General features: G+C 63.1%; 21 protein-coding genes and 1 tRNA gene. 19 read left to right on the top strand and 3 right to left on the bottom strand.

Going from position 1 to position 23,456, the window contains the following annotated elements:
* The first annotated feature begins 23 nt into the window (after positions 1-23).
* The 9 genes from VGK27_07280 to VGK27_07240 all read left to right on the top strand — a co-directional run bounded on the left by VGK27_07280 (position 24) and on the right by VGK27_07240 (position 8,326).
* Positions 24-836, top strand: coding sequence for a hypothetical protein (locus tag VGK27_07280; GenBank protein ID HEY3489907.1), 813 nt, complete (start codon positions 24-26; stop codon positions 834-836).
* Positions 837-905: 69 nt separating this feature from the next.
* A tRNA-Asp gene (locus VGK27_07275) sits at positions 906-982 on the top strand.
* Positions 983-1,205: 223 nt separating this feature from the next.
* Positions 1,206-2,219, top strand: coding sequence for a hypothetical protein (locus VGK27_07270; protein ID HEY3489906.1), 1,014 nt, complete (start codon positions 1,206-1,208; stop codon positions 2,217-2,219).
* Complete coding sequence (locus VGK27_07265) at positions 2,216-3,712, top strand: Ni/Fe hydrogenase subunit alpha (protein HEY3489905.1); 1,497 nt, start codon at positions 2,216-2,218, stop codon at positions 3,710-3,712. Before VGK27_07270 ends, VGK27_07265 begins: the two co-directional genes overlap by 4 nt.
* Before the next feature lie 2 nt (positions 3,713-3,714).
* Positions 3,715-4,182, top strand: a complete 468-nt coding sequence (locus tag VGK27_07260) for a hydrogenase maturation protease (protein HEY3489904.1) — start codon at positions 3,715-3,717, stop codon at positions 4,180-4,182.
* 10 nt (positions 4,183-4,192) lie between these two features.
* The gene (locus tag VGK27_07255) at positions 4,193-6,160 is read left to right on the top strand and encodes a CoB--CoM heterodisulfide reductase iron-sulfur subunit A family protein (GenBank protein ID HEY3489903.1); all 1,968 of its coding nucleotides are present in this window, start codon (positions 4,193-4,195) and stop codon (positions 6,158-6,160) included.
* The gene (locus VGK27_07250) at positions 6,157-6,567 is read left to right on the top strand and encodes a hydrogenase iron-sulfur subunit (protein HEY3489902.1); all 411 of its coding nucleotides are present in this window, start codon (positions 6,157-6,159) and stop codon (positions 6,565-6,567) included. The genes VGK27_07255 and VGK27_07250 overlap by 4 nt, the downstream gene beginning before the upstream one ends.
* A gap of 34 nt (positions 6,568-6,601) precedes the next feature.
* A complete protein-coding gene (locus VGK27_07245) occupies positions 6,602-6,832 on the top strand; it encodes a sulfurtransferase TusA family protein (GenBank protein ID HEY3489901.1) in 231 nt (76 codons plus the stop codon).
* A gap of 15 nt (positions 6,833-6,847) precedes the next feature.
* A complete protein-coding gene (locus VGK27_07240; protein ID HEY3489900.1) occupies positions 6,848-8,326 on the top strand; it encodes a methyl-accepting chemotaxis protein in 1,479 nt (492 codons plus the stop codon).
* Positions 8,327-8,360: 34 nt separating this feature from the next.
* Here the strand turns inward: VGK27_07240 and VGK27_07235 are convergent, their stop codons facing one another.
* The gene (locus VGK27_07235; protein HEY3489899.1) at positions 8,361-10,685 is read right to left on the bottom strand and encodes a glutamine--tRNA ligase/YqeY domain fusion protein; all 2,325 of its coding nucleotides are present in this window, start codon (positions 10,683-10,685) and stop codon (positions 8,361-8,363) included.
* Between the two features lie 308 nt (positions 10,686-10,993).
* On the opposite strand from VGK27_07235, the gene VGK27_07230 reads away from it, so the two are divergent.
* On the top strand, positions 10,994-13,321 hold the full coding sequence (locus VGK27_07230; protein HEY3489898.1) for a multicopper oxidase domain-containing protein: 2,328 nt from the start codon (positions 10,994-10,996) through the stop codon (positions 13,319-13,321).
* A 27-nt stretch (positions 13,322-13,348) separates the two neighbouring features.
* Positions 13,349-14,017, top strand: a complete 669-nt coding sequence (locus VGK27_07225; protein HEY3489897.1) for a PEP-CTERM sorting domain-containing protein — start codon at positions 13,349-13,351, stop codon at positions 14,015-14,017.
* Between the two features lie 95 nt (positions 14,018-14,112).
* Here the strand turns inward: VGK27_07225 and VGK27_07220 are convergent, their stop codons facing one another.
* Together VGK27_07220 and VGK27_07215 are read right to left on the bottom strand one after the other, a co-directional pair.
* Entirely contained in the window at positions 14,113-14,322 is a 210-nt protein-coding gene (locus tag VGK27_07220) for a hypothetical protein (protein ID HEY3489896.1), read from the bottom strand.
* Entirely contained in the window at positions 14,316-14,603 is a 288-nt protein-coding gene (locus VGK27_07215; GenBank protein HEY3489895.1) for a chorismate mutase, read from the bottom strand. Before VGK27_07215 ends, VGK27_07220 begins: the two co-directional genes overlap by 7 nt.
* Positions 14,604-14,744: 141 nt before the next feature.
* On the opposite strand from VGK27_07215, the gene VGK27_07210 reads away from it, so the two are divergent.
* The 8 genes from VGK27_07210 to VGK27_07175 all read left to right on the top strand — a co-directional run bounded on the left by VGK27_07210 (position 14,745) and on the right by VGK27_07175 (position 23,451).
* Positions 14,745-16,064: an O-acetylhomoserine aminocarboxypropyltransferase/cysteine synthase family protein gene (locus tag VGK27_07210; protein HEY3489894.1), complete on the top strand. Its 1,320-nt coding sequence runs from the start codon at positions 14,745-14,747 to the stop codon at positions 16,062-16,064.
* A 2-nt stretch (positions 16,065-16,066) separates the two neighbouring features.
* Positions 16,067-16,528 carry an Rrf2 family transcriptional regulator gene (locus VGK27_07205; GenBank protein HEY3489893.1) on the top strand — a complete coding sequence of 154 codons (462 nt, stop codon included), beginning with the start codon at positions 16,067-16,069 and terminating at the stop codon, positions 16,526-16,528.
* 25 nt (positions 16,529-16,553) lie between these two features.
* Positions 16,554-17,507, top strand: coding sequence for a cysteine synthase A (gene cysK, locus VGK27_07200; protein ID HEY3489892.1), 954 nt, complete (start codon positions 16,554-16,556; stop codon positions 17,505-17,507).
* 152 nt (positions 17,508-17,659) lie between these two features.
* Positions 17,660-18,823, top strand: coding sequence for a Fic family protein (locus VGK27_07195; GenBank protein HEY3489891.1), 1,164 nt, complete (start codon positions 17,660-17,662; stop codon positions 18,821-18,823).
* Between the two features lie 33 nt (positions 18,824-18,856).
* Positions 18,857-20,458 carry a methyl-accepting chemotaxis protein gene (locus tag VGK27_07190; GenBank protein ID HEY3489890.1) on the top strand — a complete coding sequence of 534 codons (1,602 nt, stop codon included), beginning with the start codon at positions 18,857-18,859 and terminating at the stop codon, positions 20,456-20,458.
* Positions 20,459-20,493: 35 nt separating this feature from the next.
* Positions 20,494-21,792: a selenite/tellurite reduction operon rhodanese-like protein ExtH gene (gene extH, locus VGK27_07185; protein HEY3489889.1), complete on the top strand. Its 1,299-nt coding sequence runs from the start codon at positions 20,494-20,496 to the stop codon at positions 21,790-21,792.
* Positions 21,793-21,852: 60 nt separating this feature from the next.
* Positions 21,853-23,100, top strand: coding sequence for a selenite/tellurite reduction operon porin ExtI (extI, locus tag VGK27_07180; GenBank protein HEY3489888.1), 1,248 nt, complete (start codon positions 21,853-21,855; stop codon positions 23,098-23,100).
* 24 nt (positions 23,101-23,124) lie between these two features.
* Positions 23,125-23,451 carry a hypothetical protein gene (locus VGK27_07175; protein ID HEY3489887.1) on the top strand — a complete coding sequence of 109 codons (327 nt, stop codon included), beginning with the start codon at positions 23,125-23,127 and terminating at the stop codon, positions 23,449-23,451.
* Positions 23,452-23,456 lie beyond the last annotated feature (5 nt).

The following is a 23,456-nucleotide window of genomic DNA, read 5'->3' as shown; positions in this document are numbered from 1 at the left end:
ATCTCAACCCGCAAGGATGCCCAATGAAGCGCTTCTCGATCGCCGCATTGTTGTTCCTTCTCCTTCCGGCCGCGCCGGGGCTCGCCGGCGAATTTCCGCGCGACGATCAGCAGGTCTACCTGTTCCTCGCCGGCCAGGGCTGGAAGGATTTCAGCCTCGTCGACGGGTCGGCGGTGACCGACGACAAGGGATATGCCGGGGGGATCGGCTGGGAGGGCCAGTTCGAGGGGGACGGTTACCGGGGATACTGGCGCCCGCGCCTGCAAGGGTACATGGGCCGTTCCAACTATAAGGAAAAGACGGTCTCGGGCGACATCGATTCCAAGAGCAGCCTGTCGGGGATGAGCGCCGAGCTCGATTACCTCTACCGGATCCCGGTGACGCAATCCTTCGCGCTCGAGCCGGTGCTGGGGATGGCGATCCGGATGGATCGCCGCGTGATCGGCGCCGGTTCGGCCGGCAGCACGGCCGACAACACCTTCATCCTGCGGGGACGCTATCGCGAGGAGCGGCGCGGATTCATGGCCCGGATCGGCCTGCGGGGCACGATCGGCGAGCTTGGGGGGCCGGGCGACGAGCGGACGCTCGACGAATTCTCCGCGCGGCACCTTTATGTCGAGGGCGGGCTGCTGGTGCCCGCCTACATGGAATACCAGGGCGGTATCAACCAGAACCGGATCCGGACCAAGTATTATCCCGGCGCCTATTTCGAGGCGAGCGGGCGGATCGGGCGCTGGCAGCCCGCCGTCTACTACGAAACGATCAAGTACGACTACACGGGCGCGAAGCAGGCGCAGAGCGACGTGCTCGGCTTCCGGCTGGGGATGCGGTTCTGACCGGTGCGATTCCATGTTGACACCCGCGTTTCCATCGTCTAGTATCTGTGGTTCCGTTTCAACTCATGCGGGGTGGTAGTTAAGCTGGTTATAACGCCGGCCTGTCACGCCGGAGGCCGCGGGTTCAAGTCCCGTCCACCCCGCCATTGCATTCCAGAAGCCCCTTCGGGTCAACCGAAGGGGCTTTTTCGTGAATCGCTCTCGATAAGCGATAAAAAAGAAATAATTCTGTCCAAGGGGGATATTCGGAAATAAATTCGTGAAGAAATATCGAAAACCGTCCGATAACTAAAGGGTCATTGAGCCATCCTGCACCGATAACGTTGCTTAGCCGTTCCCAAGTTCAACCAACTTGTCAGGAGATGCGGCATGACGAACAAGCGGCCGGTTGCGATTTATTGGGGTTCCTCCTGCGGAGGTTGCGAGATCTCCGTCGCCAACCTTCACGACCATCTCCTCGATTTCGACGCCAATTTCCAACTCGTTTTCTGCCCATGCCTGGTCGACACCAAGGTCGACGACGTCCGCGCCATGCCCGACGGCGCCATCGAGGTGACGTTGTTCAACGGCGCGATCCGCACCGACGAGAACGAGGAGATGGCGCACCTGATGCGTCGGAAATCCAAGGTGCTCGTCGCCTACGGCGCGTGCGCATCCTCCGGCTCCATCCCCGCCCTCTCCAACCTGCATCGCCGGGAAGACCACTTTCGGGCCGCCTATCTCGACAACCCGTCGATCGACAATCCGGAAGGGGTTCTTCCCACCACGAGCACGAACGTGGCCGAGGGGGAATTGAAGCTGCCCCGGTTCCACGACCGCGTCCGCACGCTCGCGCAGGTCGTTCCGGTCGACTACTTCGTCCCCGGCTGCCCTCCCGAATCGCACCAGCTCTGGGGCATCCTCGAGCTGCTCATCGCCGGCGGCCCGCTGCCTCCCCGTGGAAGCCTCCTGGGCGGCGGAAGAAAAACCGTCTGCGACGAGTGCGCCCGGGAGCGGCACGACAAGAAGATCGACCGGATCCGACGGCCGTACGAATTCGCCCCCGACCCGAAGACCTGCTTACTGGAACAGGGGCTTCTCTGCATGGGAGTCGCGACGCGCGATGGATGCGGGGCGCTGTGTCCCCAGGCGAACATGCCATGCAACGGCTGCTACGGGATTCCCGAAGGGGTGCTCGACCAGGGGGCGAAGATGGCCTCGACGCTCGGCTCCATTCTCGACATCGAACCGCTGAAAGGGCTACCCGAGGAAGCGATCCGCCGCCACATCGACGCCATTCTCGACGGGATGCCGGATTATGCGGGAACCTTCTACAAGTTCACGCTCGCGTCCTCGCTGCTCGAAGGGGCACTCGGGAAGCGGACGCCGGAGGTCAAGGGATGAAGCGCATCAGCATCGACCCGATCACCCGCCTTGAGGGGCATGGCCGGATCGAGATCTTCCTCGACGACGCCGGGGGCGTCGAGAACGTCTATTTCCAGGTGCCCGAGCTGCGGGGTTTCGAGCAGTTCTGCGTCGGACGCCAGGCGGAAGAAATGCCGGTCATCACGAACCGCATCTGCGGCGTCTGCCCCGAGGCCCACCACATGGCCTCGGCCAAGGCGCTCGATGCCCTGTTCGGCGTCGAACCGCCGCCCGCCGCCAAAAAGGTGCGCGAGCTTCTCTACAGCGCCTTCTATGTGACCGACCACACAACCCACTTCTATGCGCTCGGCGGTCCCGACTTCATCGTCGGCCCCGATGCGCCTCCCTCCGAGCGGAACCTGCTCGGTGTCATCCGCAAGGTCGGCGTCGACATCGGGAAGCAGGTCATCGCCTGCCGGCGGCGGAACCACGAGATCATCCGGATGCTCGGAGGCCGCCCGATCCATCCGGTGGCCGGGCTGCCGGGCGGCTGGAGCCGTCCCGTGACGGAGGAGGAGCGGCAATTCATCGAGAAGGCCGCGCGGGAAAACGTCGAGTTCGCCTTGTTCAGCCTCCAGGCGTTCGACGACATCGTGCTCAAGAACAGCGGCTACCTCGATCTCGTCGTCTCCGACACCTACCTGCACCGCACCTATTCGATGGGGATGGTCGACGCCAACAACCAGGTCAACTTCTACGACGGGCAGATCCGCGTGATCGATCCCGACGGCAAAGAGTTTGCGAAGTACCACCCGCGCGACTATGCCGAGCACATCGCCGAGCGCGTCGAGAGCTGGAGCTACCTCAAGTTCCCCTACCTCAAGAAGGTCGGCTGGAAGGGCTTTACCGACGGCGTCGACAGCGGCGTCTACAGCGCGACGCCCCTGACCCGCCTCAACGTTTCCGAAGGGATGCCCACGCCGCGGGCGCAGGAGGCGTTCGAGCGGCTCTTCGAGACGCTGGGAAGCAAAAAGGTCGAGGGCCGCCGCTATGCGCCAGTCCACCACCGGCTGGCCACCCACTGGGCGCGGCTGGTCGAGCTGCTCTACGCGGCCGAGCGGATGCTCGAGCTCGCGACCGACCCCGAGATCACCTCGCCCGACCTGCGCAACATCCCCACGGGGCCCGTGGTCGCCCCTCTTGGCGGGGTCGGCTGCGTCGAGGCGCCGCGCGGGACGCTGACCCACCACTACTTCGCCGACGAGCGCGGCGTCCTGACCAAGGTCAACCTGGTCGTCGGGACGACCAACAACCACGCCCCCATCTCGATGAGCATCAAGCGCGCAGCCCAGAAGCTGATCCAGCCGGGACGCCCGCTGAAGGAATCCGACCTCAACATGATCGAGATGGCGTTCCGCGTCTACGACCCGTGCATGTCGTGCGCGACCCATACGCTGCCCGGGCAGATGCCGCTGATCGTCGATGTCCGCGACTCCGCGGGCGCGCTGATCCAGAGCGTCCGGAAGGATTGACGATGCCGGGAACCGTCGTCGTGGGCGTGGGGAATCCGGTGCTGACCGACGATTCCGTCGGAATCCAGGTCGCCCGCCTCGTGGGGAAATCGCTTGCGGGGCGCGACGACGTGACGGTGCGCGAACTGTGCGTCGGGGGCATGGAGTTGATGGAGGCGCTGGTCGGCTACGACCGCGCGATCATCGTCGACGCCATGGCCGGCGGGGGGGCGCCGGGCACGATCTACCGGAGCACGCCCGAGACGCTCTTCGAATCGCGCAATTCCTCGTGCGCCCACAACGCCACGCTTGGCGAGGCGCTCGAGGTCGGCCGCGCGGTGGGCCTTCCGCTTCCCGGCACGATCGAGATCGTGGGGATCGAGCCGGAGGATGTCTCCACATTCGGCGAAACATTGACAGGGCGCGTGGCCGACGTGGTCCCGCGAGTGGTCTGCGAACTTCTGGAAAGGCTGGCGCCGGCAGGCGCTTGAGGAGGATTCGATGAGGATCGGCGTCTACTTCTGCAACTGCGGCCCGAACATCTCCGAGAAGATCGATTCCGCGGCCGTGCGCGAGGCGGTCGCGCAGGTCGAGGGCTTCGGCTATTTCCGGACCGTCGATTTCCTCTGCTCGTCGACCGGGACCGAAGAGATGGAGGCCGACATTTCGGCCGAAAAGCCCGACCGGGTCGTCGTCGCCGCCTGCTCCGTCCGCGACCACGAGGAGACGTTCCGCGACGTGCTGTCGCGCGCCGGCATCAACCCGTTCCTGATGCAGATGGTCAACATCCGCGAGCATATCGCCTGGGTCACGGCCGATCCCTTGCAGGCCACCGCGAAGGCGATCGCCCAGATCCGCGCCGCGATGAAGCGGGTCGTCCTGCACGAGTCGCTGGTCCGGCAGGAGCTCGACGTCAACACCGGCGTTCTCGTGGTCGGCTCCGGGCCTGCGGGGCTCAAGGCCGCGCTGACGCTCGCCGAGGCGGGCCGCAAGGTCGTCCTCGTCGAGAAGGAGCCTATGATCGGCGGGATGCCGGTCCGCTACGAGGAGATGTTCCCGAACATCGAGTGCGGCCCCTGCATGCTCGAGCCGGTCATGGGAGATCTCCTGCACGGTCCCTTCGCCGAAAATGTCGAGATCCTGAACCTGTCCGAGGTCGAGGGGGTCGTCGGCTACCACGGCAATTTCACGGCCACGATTCGGAAACGGGCGCGTCGCGTCTCCGCGGACCTTTGCATCGCATGCGGCATGTGCATCGAGGCTTGCCCCGCCAAAGGCCCCAATCCTTACAACTGCGGGATGAACGAGAAGAAGGCGATCGATTTTCCGTTCCGCGGCGTGCTGCCGAACCTTCCCTACATCGACGCCGCAGCCTGCGTCCGGACGACGAAGGGCGAGGATTGCACCGCCTGCCGCGACGCCTGTCTCGTCGAAGGGGCCGTTCTGCTCGACGAGGCGGAAGAAGTCGTCACCCGCGACATCGGGGCGATCATCCTGGCGACCGGCGGAGCCCTCTACGATTGCTCTCGGCTTCCGAACCTGGGCCATGGAGTGGTTCCGGACGTCCTCGACGCGCTCGAGTTCGAGCGGATGCTCGCGGCCAGCGGGCCCACCGAGGGGGTGCTCCGGACCGCTTCGGGCAAGATCCCCGAACGGATCGCGATCGTCCACTGCGTCGGCAGCCTCGATCACCGGCACATGAATTACTGCTCGGGCGTTTGCTGCGAAGTGGCGTTCAAGTTCAACCACCTGATCGCCCACAAGCTGGAAGGAGCGACGGTCACGCACTTCTACAGGACGATCTGCGTCGCGGGGAAAGAAGAATTCAAGCTGTACGAGGAGGCCAAGAGCCGCGGCACCACCCGGTTCCTCCAGTACGAAGACTTATCCGAGCTTTCCGTGTCGGGCGGCGGCGAGGGGAAAGGCATCTCGATCTCTTCCGCGCGCGGGGGCGGGAATGCGCTCGACAGATACGACATGGTCGTCCTCTGCCCGGCGATCGTCCCTTCCGACGGGACGCGAAAGATGCTCTCCCTCCTCGAGCTTGCCAGCGACCGGTTCGGATTCGCCGCCGAGCTCCACGGCCGGATGGATTCCGCGAAGGGAAACGTCCGCGGCGTCTTCCTTGCGGGAACCTGCCAGGCGCCGATGGACGTCCAGAAGGCCGTCAATCAGGCGCTCGCCGCTACGGGGCTCGCCCTGTCCGGGCTCGTTCCCGGCCGGAAGATGGTCGTCGAGCCGGTGACCGCCGAAGTCGACGCGGAGCGTTGCTCCGGGTGCCGCTCCTGCATCCTGGTCTGCCCCTACAAGGCGATCGTCTTTGATGCCGAAAAGGATGCCGCGGTCATCAACCCGGTGCTCTGCATGGGATGCGGGACGTGCGTGGCGGCCTGCCCCTCGGGCGCCATCAAGGGGATCCACTTTACCAACGAGGAAATTCTCGCCGAGATCGCGGAGGTGCTGGCATGACCCCCTTCGAGCCGAAGATCGTCGGGTTCCTGTGCAACTGGTGCTCGTATGCAGGCGCCGACAAGGCCGGAACCGCGCAGATCGCCTACCCGCCGAACCTGCGCATCATCCGGGTCATGTGCACGGGGCGGGTCGACCCGCAGTTCGTTCTCTCCGCGTACAGGGAGGGGGCCGACGGCGTCATCATCCTTGCGTGTCACCCGGGCGATTGCCACTACAAGGAACAGAACTACCGGGCCATCCAGCGTCACCGCCTTCTCCTGCGGTTGCTCGCGCCGTTCGGCATCGGGGAGGCGCGTTGCCGGCTCGATTTCGTTTCCGCCGCCGAGGGCGAGACGTTCGCACGGGTCGTGACCGGGATGGTCGAAGAGCTGAAGACGATGGGGCCGATCGGATTGCAGGCCTGACGCATAAACGAGGAACAGAGGAGGCAAGGAAGCAATGGGAACCAAGCACACGCTCGATGCGAAAGGTCTCAAATGTCCGTTGCCGACGCTCATGGTCGACGGGAAGCTCCGCAAGAACGAGATCAAGCCGGGCGACGTCCTCGAGGTGATTGCCGACTGCCCCACCTTCGAGAACGACATCAAGTCCTGGTGTACCCGGAACAAGAAGGTGCTCGTTTACATCCGGGACGAAGGCGGCGTCAAGCGCTGCCAGATCCAGTTCTAGGAAAGGGGCACGGAAATGTTCGCGCGCAGCAAGCTGTCCGTCCGGATCTTTTCGCAGGCCGTCGTCCTGGTTCTTTGTTTCGCCCTGGTCCTGGCCTGGATCTATCCCACGATCCGCAGGGTGCTTTACGAGGATCGCCGGACCAAGACGCGCCACCTGGTTGAGGTGGGGTACGGGGTCGCCGCCTCCTTCGCGAAGCAGGCGAAGGATGGGGCGCTGACGGAGGAAGAGGCAAAGAAGCGGTCGCTCGACGTCATCCGCACGCTGCGTTACGAGAAGTCCGACTATTTCTGGATCAACGACATGAAGCCGGCCATGGTGATGCACCCGTTCAAGCCCGAGCTCGACGGGAAGGACCTGTCCGAATTCAAGGATCCCAACGGGAAGCGGCTGTTCGTCGCTTTTGTCGACAAGGTCAAGGCCGACGGCGCCGGGTTCGTGGACTACCTGTGGCCGAAGCCCGACAGCAGGGATCCGGTCGAGAAGATTTCCTACGTCAAGGCGCTGCCCGAGTGGGGGTGGGTCATCGGTTCGGGTGTTTACATCGACGACATCAAGGCCGAGCTGAACCGGCTTCTCCTGATGCTATACGGGGTGGTCGCGCTGATCGTGGCCGCCGGCGTAGGGGTTTCCCTGTGGCTCTCGCGTTCGCTGGCCGGTGCGCTATCCGCCTCCGTCGAGGAACTGGACAGCGGCGTATCCCACCTCCTTTCCACCTCGTCGTCGATCTCCTCCGTCTCGGCTTCGTTGGCCGATGCCTCCGCATCGCAGGCCTCCTCGCTCGAGGAGACCGCTTCCGCGATGGAGGAGATGTCCGCGATGACGCGCCAGAACGCGGAAAACGCGGGGTTGGCCAAGACGCTGGCCGACGGCATGGGCGCCAGCGTCGAGAAGGCGAACGGCTCCATGGTCTCGATGGTTACGGCGATGGAGCAGATCTCCCTGCGCAGCGAGGAGATCGGCAAGATCATCAAGACGATCGACGAGATCGCGTTCCAGACCAACCTGCTGGCGCTGAACGCCGCGGTCGAGGCGGCGCGGGCCGGAGAGGCGGGCGCAGGCTTTGCGGTCGTGGCCGGCGAGGTGCGCAACCTGTCCCAGCGTGCGGCGGAGGCGGCGAAGAACACCTCCGAACTGATCGAGTCGACGCTCATGGTCGTCTCGGCAGGAACGATGCTCGTCGAGGAGACGAACACCGATTTCGGCGATGTGGCGTCCGCGGTCCGGAAGGTGACGGAGCTGGTGGCCGAGATCTCGGCGGCGACTTCGGAGCAGTCCCGGGGAATCGCCGAAGTCAGCAAGGCGGTATCCGAGATCGACAAGATCACCCAGCAGACCGCGGCCAGCTCGCAGGAAGTGGCATCCTCGTCCGAAGAGCTGGGAAGCTATGCCGAGCAGGTCCAGAGCGTCGTGGACCGGCTCAACCTGATGGTGGAGGGGGAGCAGGGCGGCGACGCAGGGCGCAGGCCGCCGGGACCCTTGGCACTTCGATAGGCATCGATGGGGGAGGGCGCCCGGAGGGGCGCTCTCACCCCAGCTTGATCTTCAGGATTTTCTGAACGGCCTGCGGATCGGCCTTCCCGGCCGTAGCCCGCATCGCATGGCCCGTAAACATCCCCAACAGGTTGGTCTTCCCGGCCCGGTATTCGTCGACCTTTTCACGAAGCGAATCGAGCAGCGAGTCGATCACCACCTCGATCTCGGATTCGGAAAGAACCCGGTCGAGACCGAGTCGCGCCGCGATCTCCGATGGCCTTCCCCCGCCGGACATCATTTCGCCGAAGATCGTCCGGGCCGCAGGGGTCGTGATCGCCTGCCGGTCGGCCAGCGCGACAAGCTCGGCCAGCTCGGCCGGCCCGAATGGCAGGCTTTCGATGGTCTTTCCCTTCAGCTCCCGCAGCAGGTCGTTTGCCACCCAGTTGGCGACGGATTTCGCATTGGCGTGCGCCGATAGGGCGGCGTCGAAGAAATCGGCAACGGCCCGGGAACCCGATAGGACGTCGGCCTGCTCCGGCGTCAGGCCGAGCGCGCCGAGGTAGCGCTCGTGGCGCTCGGCAAGCGATGGATCGGCCGCACGCGCTCGGAGCCGCTCGTCGGAAAGCGTGCCGGACGCTTCGGCCGAGGGGCGGGGCGCCGTTTTCGGGCGGTCCGGCTTCGGGGCGGCGGGGGGCGGCGAAGTCGCGGCCGCCTTGTGGGCCTTGTAGCCGTCGCGTAGCTCGATGATGCGGTTGAACACCGGGGCGCCCGGCTTCGAATCCACCTCGTCGGCGACGAAGTAGCCGTGGCGCACGAACTGGAAACGCTCCCCCGGCTGCGCGCCGGCCAGCCCCGGCTCGACGAACGCCCCCGGCAGCATCCGGATCGAATCGGGGTTCAGGAAGTCCTTGAACGTTTTCCCTTCCGCGGCATCTTCCGGATTGGCAACCGTGCAGAGATGATCGTAAAGGCGGATCTCGGCCGGGACCGCGTGCGCCGAGGACAGCCACTGGATGGCGGCGCCCCGTTTCTTCTTGCCGCCTGCGGCCGGCCCGTCGGCGACGCGGCTGCAGCGCAGGCCGGTTACCCGCCCGTCGGCCGGGTCGCGGACCACCGCGTCGCACCGGATGAAGCCGCCGTTTGCGAGCCGGACCTCGCCGCCGGGCGACAGGCGAAGCCAGCCCTCGGGCGGGTTCTCGCTGAAGTCGGTCTGCTCGATGAAGATCCGGCGGGTCAACGGAAGCTTGCGGCTTTCGGCCCGGCCCAGGTCCCGAGGCCAGAAGGGGGCGTCGAGCCACTCGGTCTCGCCTTCGGGCAGGTCGGTGATCGTCGCTTCGAGCGGACGAAGGATTGCCATGACGCGGGGGCAGCGGGCGTTGAGGTCGTCGCGGAGGGCGTCCTCGAGCAGGTCGATGCTGACGCGGCTGTTGGACTTGTCGACGCCGATACGAGCGGCAAAGAGGCGAATGCCCTCGGGTGTGTATCCCCGTCGGCGAAGCCCGGCGATGGTCGGCATGCGGGGGTCGTCCCAACCGGAGACGAACTTTTCCTCGACGAGCTGCAGCAGCTTTCGTTTGCTCATCACCGCGTAGTCGAGGTTGAGACGGGCGAATTCGTATTGATGCGGGCGCGGGCCGTCGAACAGGGCTTCGAGGAGCCAGTCGTAGATCGCACGGTTGTTCTCGAACTCGAGCGTGCAGATCGAGTGGGTAATGCCTTCGATGGCGTCGGAAAGGGGATGCGCGAAGTCGTACATGGGGTAGATGCACCAGGCGTCGCCGGTTCGATAGTGCGAGGTATGACGGATCCGGTAAAGGAGGGGGTCGCGGAGTTTCATGTTGGCGGCCGCCATGTCGATCTTCCCGCGCAGGATGTGGGCACCGTCAGGATACTCGCCGGCGCGCATGCGGGCAAACAGGTCGAGATTATCGGCAACGCTGCGGCTGCGGTATGGGCTATCGCGCCCGGGATCGTTGACCGTTCCCCGGTATTCGCGGATCTCGGATTCGGTCAGGCTGTCGACGTAGGCCTTGCCGTCCTCGATGAGACGAACGGCGAAACCGTAGAGCTGCTCATAATAGTCGGAAGCGAAGAACTGGTTGTCGGCCCAGTCGAAGCCGAGCCAGCGCACGTCGCGCTTGATCGACTCGACGAAGGCCATGTCCTCTGTCTCGGGGTTGGTGTCGTCGAAGCGGAGATGGCAGACGCCGCCAAAGTCGCGGGCGATGCCGAAATTGAGGCAGATCGACTTCGCGTGACCGATATGCAGGAAGCCGTTCGGCTCGGGAGGGAAGCGCGTGACGACGCGACCGCCGTGGAGGCCGGATTCCATGTCGCGCCGGACGATTTCGCGGATGAAGTCGAGGTTTTCTGCCATGTTTTTACCAATAGCACGCAGCCGGTTTTCTGTCAAAAAGGCGGGGGGAGACGTGGGGGACTTCGTGGGGAAAGGAGAAATTATTTATCGCAATTTTCCGAAAAGACCCTCCTGAATTCTCAAAATTTATCGATGAAACCGGTTCATAACAGGGGCATCAGGGAAAATCCCTACCGATATCGATAGGTTTCTGATCGATAGCATTAGGCACGATGATTGCCTTATAACAGGACATCCACGAACCAGAGGACGATCGAATCGTTGTGTCGTAGCCGCACCGCTCAACTCTTTCATGAGGAGGAAAGGTCATGGCAAAGACGAGATTCAAGATCGCTGCAGTATTGGTCGCCACTCTGGGGACCGGGGCCGCCTGGGCGAGCACGCTTATCCCGCAGACCGTCGTGCCGGGTGCGTGCATTCCGCAATTCGCCACACCGCTACTTTCATTCGGGCCGGGAACGAAAGCGGCATTGCCGCGGGTCGACGCTCTCAAGCACCCCGTGCTCACGATCAAGATGAAAGAGTCGAATCGGCCGGTGCTTCCGCCGCCGACGCCAGCCATCCCCTATCCGTCGAATTATTTCGACGTTCCCTCGCAGAGCAATCTGGTTTGCCCGACGGTGACCATCGACAACACCCGGATCTGGGCCTATGAGACCTCCGACGGCATTACGGGCAAGGTGCTCGGCCCCGCGTTCTGGCCGGCCGTCACGCTCGAGATCCGGCGGAACATCCCGACGCTCGTGAACTACGTCAACGAGCTGCCCTCGTTCGACAACAACAATCCGACCGGGCCGGGCATGCTCCAGGGGTTGGTCACAGTCGACCAGACGATCGACCTGGCCAATCCATACCTGCTTCCGAACCAGATGGCCTGCGCCCCCCCGCTCAAGTGCAACGAGCCGTACGTGGGCGCGGTCCCGTCCGTGCCGCACCTTCACGGCGGCGAAGTGCCTCCCCAGTTCGACGGGGGGCCGAGCGCATGGTTCACATCCGCCCTCAGCGGCGGATTCAGGGGGCCCACTTACAGCTCGCTTTGGCCCGTGGGCGCCGGCAAGGCGCTCTACTTCTACAACAATACCCAGGAGGCCGGAACCCCGTGGTTCCACGACCATTCCATGGGCGCAACGCGGACCAATGTCTACAGCGGTTTGGCTGGTTTCTACTTCATCCGTGATCCCGCCAGGGAGCCGGCCAATCTCCCGCAGGGCGACTACGAAGTCGAAATGGCGATCCAGGACCGCCAGTTCGACAACAACAGCCAGCTGTTCTTCCCTGACGGAAGCGGCGCTGACGCCGGCGTGACCAACCTGAACGGTACTCCGGGGAACCCTAGCGTGCACCCCTTCTGGATCCCCGAATTCTTCGGAGACGTCGCGGTCGTCAACGGTTCGCCCTGGCCGGTCAAGGAAGTCGAGCCGCGCCGGTATCGCTTCCGGATCGTCGAAGGCTCCAACGCCCGCATGTACAATATGACCTTCCTGGCCGACAACGGCTCCAAGGCGCCCGTCTATGTGATCGGCTCAGACGACGGTTACCTCAACAAGCCGGTCCCGGCCGACCCGCTGTTCATGGCGCCCGGCGAGCGCTACGACGTTATCGTCGATTTCACCGGGCTGACCGGCAGGACGATCACGGTGACCAATGACGCCGCCGCACCGTTCCCGAGCGGTATGTCGCCCGTGCCGTACAAGGTGGCAAATCCGGGTGACAATTGCTTCTTCGGATTCCCCTCCGACAACACCACCGGCATGTGCCCGGCCGACCAGCCGACGATGGCCAAGATCATGCAGTTCAAGGTGGTCCTCCCGCTTCTGAGCGCAGACAAAAGTTGCAACCCTTCCGCCCTTTCGAACAATTGCTCCCGCCCCGTGCCGTATGTCCGCCTGACCGACGGAAAAGGGAATGCGGCAGCCGGGATCAACCTGGCCGCCCTTCCGAAGCGTCAACTGATCCTCAAAGAGCACGCGGGACCAGGCGGTCCGCTCGAAGTGCTGGTCAATAACACCTATTACATGGGCAACATGTCGCCAAGCGTGAAAGCCCTCGGACGTGCCGACGGCGTCACCGAACTGCCGCGGGTGGGGACCACCGAGCTGTGGGAGATCATCAACCTGACGATGGACGCGCACCCGATGCACACCCACCTGGCGCAGTTCCAGGTCCTCGATCGCCAGACCTTCAACGACAACACAATGGTCGCCACCGATCCAAACTCCTACCCGCTCGACTGGGCGGCAGCCTTCGGACCCGTGCTTCCGGCATTCTGCGATAACGTCCTTCCGGACAACCCGTGCCCCGGCTACGGCCCGCCGGCACCTTACAACCTCCTGAACGGAGATGGCGCCCTGGGCGGCAACCCGGCGCTCAGCCCGTACCTCAGCAACGCGCTTCATCCCCCCGCAGCACCTGCTCCCTGGGAGTCCGGCTGGAAAGACACGGCCAAGGCGTATCCCGGCCAGGTCATGCGGATGCTGGTACGTTTCGCCCCGACCAGCGCTTCGGTGGCCTCGGCAACCCCCGGCAAAAACCTTTACCCGTTCGACCCGACGGTCGGAGACGGATACGTGTGGCATTGCCACATCATCGATCACGAAGACAACGACATGATGCGGCCGTACAAGGTCATAAAGTAAACCGGCGATCATAAGGAGGAGAATGATATGAAACGTATTTTGTTACCTGCCTTGGCACTCTTCGCCGCATCGGCCTTGTTTGCGTCGCATGCGAATGCGGCCGCGATTCTTTACCTGAGCGACGGCACCAACGTGAGGACCATCACCGACGGGGGGGTGGGCGACCAAAATCCGGTCGTTGGTGCGGTCAGCTTCGTGGGCAGTTTCGGAAGCTGGGCTCTGGATGTTTCCACGGGGGTCTCGAAACCGCTCCTCGGGAGTGTGCGCTCACCGGAAATGGACCTCAACACCATCGCAATCGGTCTCGGTTTTCTGGATGTCGCGTTTCTGGATGACAAGTTCTCGGTCGCCAATATGGGGTTCCGATCCGATATCGATGGCAACTCCTTCAATTCGGTCGGTTCGGTCACGGCGATCACGGGCGTCGCTAAACCGACGCCTGCTCCGTTTGCTCTGGACAGCATCATTTCTTTCAATTTTATCGATGTGCCCGGCAAGATTCACGGCACCGGATTCGGCACCGCCACGTTGACGCCAACCGATTTCCTCTTCCTCGGTGCCACGATCAACCACGGAGAAATGGGAACGACCTCCTTCGATTACCACACGGCTGTTCCCGAGCCGGGCACGATGATGCTGCTCGGCAGCGGGCTCATCGGCCTCATCGGCTTCGGCCGGCGTCGGTTCACGGCGTAATCCGCCGGGCGCCGACGGCGCAAGCGGAAACGCGGAAACGGCTCGCGGATGCAATTTCCGCGAGCCGTTTCCATTGGGGGAAGCGGGGTGGCGCTTCAGTCGTCTTTCTTGATCCGGACCACCTGGCTGACGCCGGGCAACGCCTCGATCGCATGCTCGTCGAGCGACGCGGTGTCGCCGATGACGCCGATGATGGTGCGGTTCGCGCCGGTGGACTGGTGGATGTCGAAGCCGCGGGTGATCAGGTATTCCTTGATGGCGTCGAGCGCTTCCTCCGACGCGTGGGCCTTCGTGATGATCAGCATTCGTCGTGTCCTTCCTCCTGCGACATGATGCGCTCGAGCCGCCGCGATTCGTCGACGACCCGCTCGAACAGCCGCACGATCGCGCCGTCGTCGAGCGGTCCCGGGTTGTCTTCTTTCATGCGAGTGAAGACCCGTTTCTCCCGCGCCGGGTCGTACACCGGCAGGCCGAGACCTTTTTTGAGATGGCCGATCTCGAGCGCCAGCCGGGCCCGCTCGTTGAAGATGCGCAGCAACACATCGTCGAGCAGGTCGATCCGTTTCCGCACTTCGTTGATTTCCATTTGATCCTCGCTCCGAGTCCGGCCTATCGTCGGACGCATGGAATATTTTCACCGAAGGGGGGCGAAAACGGGAAAAATATATTGACCGCGAAAGCGCAATATAATATCTATAGTACATATAGATTAAGAAGGAGGCGTCCCATGTCCAGCGAATCGAGTCAGCCGCGCCAGCCGGGCCTTTCAACATTATCCCTTCATGCAGGGCAGATTCCCGATCCGACGACCGGGTCGCGCGCCGTGCCGATCTACCAGACCAGCTCGTACGTTTTCAAGAGCTCCGAGCACGCGGCCAACCTGTTCGGCCTGAAGGAGCTCGGCAACATCTACACGCGCCTGATGAACCCCACGACCGACGTGTTCGAGAAGCGGGTCGCTGCGATCGAGGGCGGTAGCGGGGCGTTGGCCTTCTCGAGCGGCCAGGCCGCGGCGGCCTCCGCGCTCCTCAACATCACCCAGGTCGGCGACGAGATCGTGTCGGCGAACAACCTTTATGGCGGCACCTATTCCCAGCTTCATTATTCCTTCCCGAAGGTCGGACGCAAGACGATCTTCGTGGAGGCGACCAAGCCCGAGGAGTTCCGCAAGGCGATCACGCCCCGCACGCGGGTGATCTATGCCGAGACGATCGGGAATCCCGGGCTCAGCGTCCCCGACTTCGAGGCGATCGGGAAGATCGCGAACGAGGCCGGCATTCCGTTTCTGGTCGACAACACCGCCGGCATCGGCCTGGTCAAGCCGCTCGATTACGGCGCCGACCTGCTGACGCTGTCGGCGACCAAGTTCATCGGCGGCCACGGCACCTCGCTCGGCGGCGTCATCGTCGATGGCGGGAAGTTCAACTGGGGCAACGGGAAGTTCCCCGAGTTCACCGAGCCCGACCCCAGCTACCACGGCCTGAAATACTGGGACGTCTTCGGCAACTTCCCGGGCTTCGGCAACGTCGCCTTCGTCTTCAAGGCGCGCCTCCAATGGCTTCGCGACTTCGGGGCGTGCATCTCGCCGTTCAACTCGTTCCAGCTGCTCCAGGGGCTCGAGACGCTTCCGTTGCGGATGGTCAAGCATTCCGAGAATACGCTCGCGATTGCGCGATTCCTCAAGAACCACCCCCGGGTCGCCTGGGTCAACTACCCGGGGCTCGAAGACAACGTCAACCATGCGGTGGCCAGCAAGTATCTGAAGAACGGGCATTACGGCGCGCTCCTGGGCTTCGGCATCAAGGGAGGGCTCGAGGCGGGCAGAAAGTTCATCGACTCGGTGAAGCTGCTGTCGAACCTCGCGAACATCGGCGACGCGAAATCGCTCGTCATCCACCCGGCCTCCACGACGCACCAGCAGTTGACGCCCGAAGAGCAGTTGGCCACCGGTGTGACGCCCGACTTCATCCGGCTCTCGATCGGGCTCGAGGACGTCGAAGACCTCATCGCCGATTTCAACCAGGCGCTGCAGGCGGCGACGCTGTAGCGATGATTTCCAAGAAGACGAAATATGCTCTAAAGGCACTCGGCTACCTGGCCGAGCATTCGACCGGCGAGCCGATCCTCATCGCCGAGCTGGCCGAGAAAGAGAACATCCCCAAGAAATTTCTCGAGGCCATCCTGGTGGCGTTGCGAAAAGGGGGGATTCTCGTGAGCCGGATTGGAAAGGGGGGCGGTTACCTGCTGGCGGTGCCGCCCGCCGAGATCATGGTGAGCCAGGTCGTCCGGATCCTCGAGGGCGAGTTTGCCCCATTGCCCTGCCTGAGCGAGGCGCACGGCACGCGGTGCGAGGAATGCGACGACCAGGAGAGCTGCGGCATCCGACTGGTCATGTGGGACGTCAAGAATGCCGTCACCGGCGTCATGGACGCCATCTCGGTGGCCGACATGGTCGAGCGAAGCCGGGCGGTTCGGATGACGAGCCGGAAGATCATCGATTTTTCGATTTAATCAGGAAACCGCGAGGAGGATGGCCATGGGCAACGTGTACAACGACAATTCGCAGTCGATCGGGAACACTCCGCTGATCCGGCTCAACCATATGACGGAGGGCGCGAAGGCGATCGTGCTCGTCAAGGTCGAGGGGCGCAATCCGGCTTACTCGGTCAAGGACCGGATCGGCGAGAACATGATCACGGACGCCGAGAAGCGGGGCGTGCTCAAGCCCGGCGTGCAGATCATCGAGCCGACCAGCGGCAACACCGGCATCGCGCTGGCGTACGTCGCCGCGGCGCGCGGCTACAAGCTCACGCTGACGATGCCCGAGACGATGAGCATCGAACGACGGCGGGTGCTCGGTGCGCTGGGCGCCAATCTGGTGCTGACGCCGGGCGCGGAAGGGATGAAGGGCGCGATCGAAAAGGCTGAGGCGATCAAGGCGTCCGACCCGGACAAGTGGTTCCTGCCGCAGCAGTTCAAGAATCCCGCGAATCCCGAGATCCACGAAAAGACGACGGGGCCCGAAATCTGGAACGATACCGATGGTGCGGTCGATGTGATCGTCTCCGGCGTCGGCACGGGCGGCACCCTCACCGGCATCTCGCGCTACATCAAGAAGACGAAGGGCAAGGCGATCATTTCGGTGGCGGTCGAACCGAAGGAGAGCCCGGTCATTACGCAGAAACTGGCCGGTGAACCGCTGAAGCCGGGCCCCCACAAGATCCAGGGGATCGGGGCGGGATTCATCCCCGACACGCTCGATCTGACGCTGGTCGACCGCGTCGAGACGGTCAGCGGAGACGAGGCGATCGAGACCGCGAAGCGGCTCGGCAGGGAAGAAGGGATTCTGGTCGGCATCTCCTCGGGCGCCGCGACGGCGGTGGCTCTTCGGCTGGCGAAACTGCCCGAGTTTGCGGGCAAGACGATCGTTGTCATCCTGCCCGACCTGGCCGAGCGTTACCTGTCGACGGCGCTGTTCGAGGGGGTCTAGCGGTCGAAGCCGGACGCGTCAACCGGGATCGTAGAGCGGCATTAAAGCGGACACCAACTGTTACCGATAGCTGTTTTAATTATATAAATACTGTTATTAATTGGGCAGTTGAAGTAGTTGACAACCGGACATTATCAGGGACAATATAGTCCATGATCTTGCCGGATTATCCCAAGCGGATCGATCTGTCCTCCTCGGAGTCGTTCACCATCCAGGTCGGAGTCGACCTTTCATCGCTCCAAATTCTCCTGAACCACATCGAAGCGGCGAAGATCCGTTTCGATCGCGCGCCGCTTCTCCCGAGAGTGGTTTCCTTGCTCGAAAGGGAAATCCACGTCTGCAGCGTTTCCTATACCCATCGGATCGAGGGAGGCCTGCTGTCCGAGTCCGAAACCGACGCAGCCCTCCGTATACAACCCGGTGAACCCTGTTCCGAATCCCAGTTGCGGGTGATCAATATCGGGACCGCCTGCAAGATGGCCAGGGAAGAAACGGCGTCCACCGGCTGGCGGTTGACCGGGGGGTATATCCGGTCGATTCACGAAATCCTGTCCGAAGGCGTCACGCACGAGCGCAACCGGCCCGGTCAGCTGCGCGACGGCAACATCGAGACACCGATTCCGGTCGGCGATGAAGGCCACGGGGGACGATATATTCCCCCGCAATTCGCAGCCGATATCGAGCGGCTGCTTGACGGGCTCATCGCGTGGCACGACGAAATCACGAGTTATGGCGTTCCTGCGCTGATCCGGGCGCCGCTGGTCCACTTCTACTTCGAGCTTATTCACCCGTTCTGGGCCGGCAACGGCCTGGTCGGGCGCCTTCTGGAAGCCTCGATCCTCTACTCGTCCGGCTACGGGCTTGCCGCCTTCTGCCTCTGGCGTTATTACGCTGAGCGGGTCGACCGATATTACGCGCTGTTCAACGAATCCCGGAAGGCAGCGGTTCGGGGCGAGGCCAAACCCTTCACACCGATCGTATCGTTCCATCTGGAAGCGATGCTGACGTCGTTCCTCCGGAAACTCGAACGAGTCAGCGGGATCACGGGCACGCTCCTGTTCGAGGGGGAGCTTCGTCGACTTCGTGACGAGAACGGGATCAACCTGCGCCAATACGCGATTGTGACCCACCTGATGGCGTCCCTGACCCCGATCTCCCTCGATCAACTTCGCCGGTCCCCCTGGTACGAGGAAATCTATCGCAGGCTGGCCGACAAGACGAAGCAGCGCGACCTGCGCCAGCTTCGGGAAGCGAAGCTCCTGTCTCTAGACGATTCGGGTTTCCTGAGACCCGGATACACCCGGCCCCCGATGTAAGGGGGGGCAGATGATGCGGCTGAGGAGGCTGGAATGATCGGAACCTTTTCCCTGAAGAAGAAGCTGATCGGGGCGTTTGTCGTTGTCGCACTGATCGCCGCAGTCATCGGCGTGATCGGATATCGGGGCATCCTGTTCGCCAAGGGCGCCCAGGACCAGATGGGATCGGTCCAGCTTCCCGCAGTCAACGCGATCTGGATGATCAAGGATGCTCTGGACGTCGCCAGGCGGGTTGAGCTCGTGATGTTCCAGCCGCAACTCGACGAGGACGAAATCGCGGGCATGATGAAAAACCTCCAGAAGGCGCGCGAGCAGGCCGACGAAGGAATCCGGCTCTTCGAGTCGCTTCCGGTCGGCCAGGAAGAGAAGTCGGCCTGGCAGGCTTTCAAGACGGCATGGGACGACTGGATTCGCGGGGCCGACAGGGTGACGGCCAGCCTGGGGGGGAGCGCCGCGGAGCGGTCGGCCGGATACGACGAGGCAACGGGACCTTCCCGCGTGCGTTTCCACACGACGCGTGTCGCCTTGGACAAGCTGATCGAGATCGAGCTGGCGAGCTCCGAGCGGATCGACCGGGAATTCGAGTCGGATGTCCGGCGGACCAAGCTGTTTACGATCATTGCGGTCGTCGCGGGTGTCGGGCTGGGGCTGGCGTTCGGAATCTTCCTGTCGCTGAATCTTTCCGGTTCTCTGACCCGAGCGGCTCGGTCGCTGGACGAGGGGGCGTCGCAGCTATCCGTTTCGGCATCCGATTTGACCAGCTCCTCCCAGTCGCTGGCGGGGGGGGCGTCCGAAGCGGCTGCCTCGCTCGAGGAGACCTCCGCCGCGATGGAAGAAATGAGCTCCATGACGCGTCAGAACGCCGATAACGCGGGGCTAGCGAAGCAGCTCGCGGACAAGGCCCGATGCGGGGTCGACAAGGCCAACGAGTCGATGGGCGCCCTGGTTTTGGCTATGACCGAAATCTCCCGGATGGGTGAGGAAACAGGCAAGATCGTCAAGACGATCGACGAGATTTCCTTCCAGACCAACCTGCTGGCGCTCAACGCTGCGGTCGAGGCCGCCCGGGCAGGAGAGGCGGGGGCCGGCTTCGCGGTTGTCGCCGACGAGGTGCGCAACCTGGCCCAGCGTGCCGCCGGAGCGGCCAGGAATACCTCCGACCTGATCGAATCCACCGTCGGAAAGATCAAGGAGGGCACGAGTCTGGTCCACCGGACGAACGACGAATTCCAGGAAGTCGCAGTTGCGTTCCGGAAGGTGACGGATCTCGTGGGCGAGATTTCGGCTGCATCATCCGAACAGTCGCGAGGGATCACAGACGTCGGGCAAGCGGTTTCGCGACTGGATCGGGTAACGCAGCAATCCGCCGCGGGTGCCGAAGAGGTCGCCGCATCGGCCGAGGCGCTGGGCGGGCAGGCCACATCGGTCAAGGCGGTCGTCCGCTCGCTCGAGGGAATCGTGGCGGGCGATGGGGATCCGGGTGCGAATGGCTTCCGGTCTGGAAGGCCGCCTGCCGAGGCGGGCGCATCGCCCCGGCGACTCGTCGCGGCATCGCCTTCGGGTCGGGTTCGTGCCGTTTCGAGGTCCGCAGCCGAAAAAGAGATTCCTTTCGAGGACCAGGAAAAAGGATTGTGAGGACCGGCACTGAAATTATTCCAAAAGGAGGGTTTATGTCCGGAAAGAAAACGGGTAAAGCAAGGATCATCATGGGAGCCTGCGCCGCGGGGCTTCTGGCTGCTTTTCTTGTCGTCTGGGGATGCGGCGGTTACGACCAACCGACGGTTACCAAGACTCCGACCGCGTTGATTTCGGCCGATACCTTGAAAAATTGGGCCGATTCGGGGCTCGTCAACGGGACCGGCTTCGAACGGGTCGTCGTGGTCGAGATCACCGACAATCCGGCCCTGTATTCCTCCGGTCACATCCCAGGCGCCGTGCTGGTGAACAAGAGCGAGATCGACCAGAACCGGATGGAAGGATCTTCGCTGAGCAATTCGATGGTCGCGGACGGGGCGCACATGGACGCCATCCTCCAGCGATGCGGCATCGACCGGAACACGACCGTGGTGTTCACCACCTCGGTCGGGAAGGCGTCGTATCTGGCCGCCCGCGGCTATTTCGTCTTCCGGTACTGGGGCTTCCCGAAGGCGCGCCTGAAGGTGCTCGACGGGCAGAACGCCGCCTGGCTCGCCGCCTATTCCTCGCTAGACAACAGTGTCGTAAACGTCGCGCCGTCCACCTTCAGCGTCCGCGATAACGGTGGTCTCGCGGCCGGCGTCCGCGCCTCCCTCGGCGAAATGATGGCCGCCGTCAGGGCGGGCACGGCCTCCAATGCGTTTGTCGACGGACGAGGCAGCGACAACGCCGTTGGCGTGGGCACCGCTTTTTCCTATGACGGCGATTTCCGGACGACGGCCGGGGTATTTCCCGCGGTAGCCGGCGATTACGTCGTTTTCGAGGGGCACATGAAAGGCGCGACCGCACTGACCTTCTCGACGCTTTTCAGCGCCGGGAAATATCTGCCGGCCGACAACCTGGCGGCGCTCTTCGCCGCGAAAGGCGCCAGCGCCTCGAAGACGAATTACGTCTACTGCCGGACCGGTTACATCGCCTCGGCCCTTTTCTTCGCCCTCGACGGGATTCTCGACTGGCCGACGCAGCTTTACGACGGTTCCTGGAGCCAGTGGGGCCAGCAGTCCACGATTGCCACCGCAAAGGGCGGGAAACTTCCTTCGGCGACCTGGGCGACGGACGTTCCCGCCCTTTCCGAGCTGGTCGTCTATAACCAGGACAACGCCGCGACGATCGAGGCGATGACGGTCGACGCCATCGTCGATACAACCTTCACGAACACGAGCGATCCCGCCGTCAACCAGATCGAAAAAGAAGACGCGGCCTACATGCAGCAAGGCGCCGGCTCCACGGGCTCGGGCGGCGGCACGGGCGGAGGAGCCGGAGGCGGCTGCTGATCGGAACGAAAGGCCTGCGGGCTTGTGGATTCAATTAACGAAAATCACAGGGGAGGACCCATGAGGAAGTCTTTCAAGGCAGGTATCCTTTTCGCGGCTGCGCTCGGACTGGCGGTCGGTTTTGCGGGCGAGTCGTTCGCAGGGCCGCAGATGACATTCGGCCCCGACGACGAGGGGGCGCTGCAAATCGATTACAAGGGGCAGTTCCAGCTCGTGGGCCGCGATGCGGGAAGCGGCCCTGCGAAAGAGAACAGCACCATGTCGATGAATTTCCGCAGGAACCGGCTTGCGCTGATGGGCAAGTACGGCGACATGTTCGGACTTTATGTCCAGACGGAGTTCACGGAAGACCAGAATATCAACCCGTTGAACGTCCAGGACACCAATTCCGGAAGCAACTTCGAGCTGATCGATGCGAATTTCCGGATCAAGCTCGATGAACGCCTCCAGTTCAACATCGGCAAGTTCAAGTACGGATTCAACCGCGAAACGCTGGAAGCGTGCGAGGCGCCGTTGACGCTCGACCGTTCCCTGTTTCTCCGCGCGCCGTCGGTCGCCACGCGCGACAAGGGCGTCGGGGTGTGGGGCAACATCGCCGGCGGGATGTTCCAGTATCGGGCCGACGTGACCGAAGGCCGCAAAGCGACCACGGCGGACGCAACCCAGCCGGCATCCTCATTCCGGTACGGGGTGCGCGGGCATGTCAGCCTTCTCGATCCGGAGAAGGATTACGGCTACAAGGGCACCTATCTCGGCAAGAAGAAAGTGTTGACCGTTGGCGGCGCCTATCAGGTCGAGCCGAAGATCGCATACGCCGATATCGTCGACAAAAGCGGAGCGGAAGATTACAAAGGCTGGACGGCCGACCTGTTCTTCGAATACCCCATCGAAAAAGTGGGCACCGTCACGGTTTCGGGCGCCTACGAAGATATCGACTTGGGCGACCTCTACAAGGGCGCGAATCCCGACCCGTCTCTCCTCGGCCTGGCCGGGCAGAAGAACGGTTACTATGCAAAGGCCGGCTATCTGCTGCCGTCGACCCCGCTCCAGTTCTTTGGACGTTACGAAAAGTGGCGTTTTGCAAGCCTGAACAACGATTCGAATGGCGCCGCCTCCGGGAACGTCTTTGACCAGAAGGTCTCCTGGTATGGCGCGGGCGCCAATTATTACATCAAGAACGTCCTGAATCCGAACAACGATCAGGCGCTCAAGCTGACTTTCGAGTGGTCCAAGGCCGCTTTCGACAAGCAGAATGCGACTTCAAAGGATTTCAACACGTTCACGACGCAACTTCAGGTCGTGTTCTAAAACCCTGAGAGGAGATTCGGAATCATGAGAAAAAAGATGATCGTTTTGATGGGCGCGATGCTCGCTACGGCGTGCATGGTCGGATTTGCGTTTGCTGCAGCAGGCAAGGTCGTGTCGGTCCAGGGGGAAAAGGTGACCGTGTCGGCCAAGGGACACGGGCTAGCGGTCGGAGCTGCCGGGGTCGAAGTCAAGGGACCGGGCGGAACCATCAAGGGCAAGGTGGCCGAGGTCGATGGCGACAAGGTGACGATCCAGGTCCGCAAGGGGAAGGCGTCGAGCCTGAAGGCAGGCGAGGCCGTTTCGATCGACCAGAAGAAAAAGGCGGGTTCTGAAGAAATGCAGGGTTGCTGAGAAGC

It is taken from the genome of Candidatus Deferrimicrobiaceae bacterium (genome assembly GCA_036504035.1).
Classification (GTDB): domain Bacteria; phylum Desulfobacterota; class Deferrimicrobia; order Deferrimicrobiales; family Deferrimicrobiaceae; genus JANXPS01.
The sequence above is the reverse complement of the archived record's forward strand: the minus strand, read 5'-3'. Positions and strand labels throughout refer to the sequence as shown.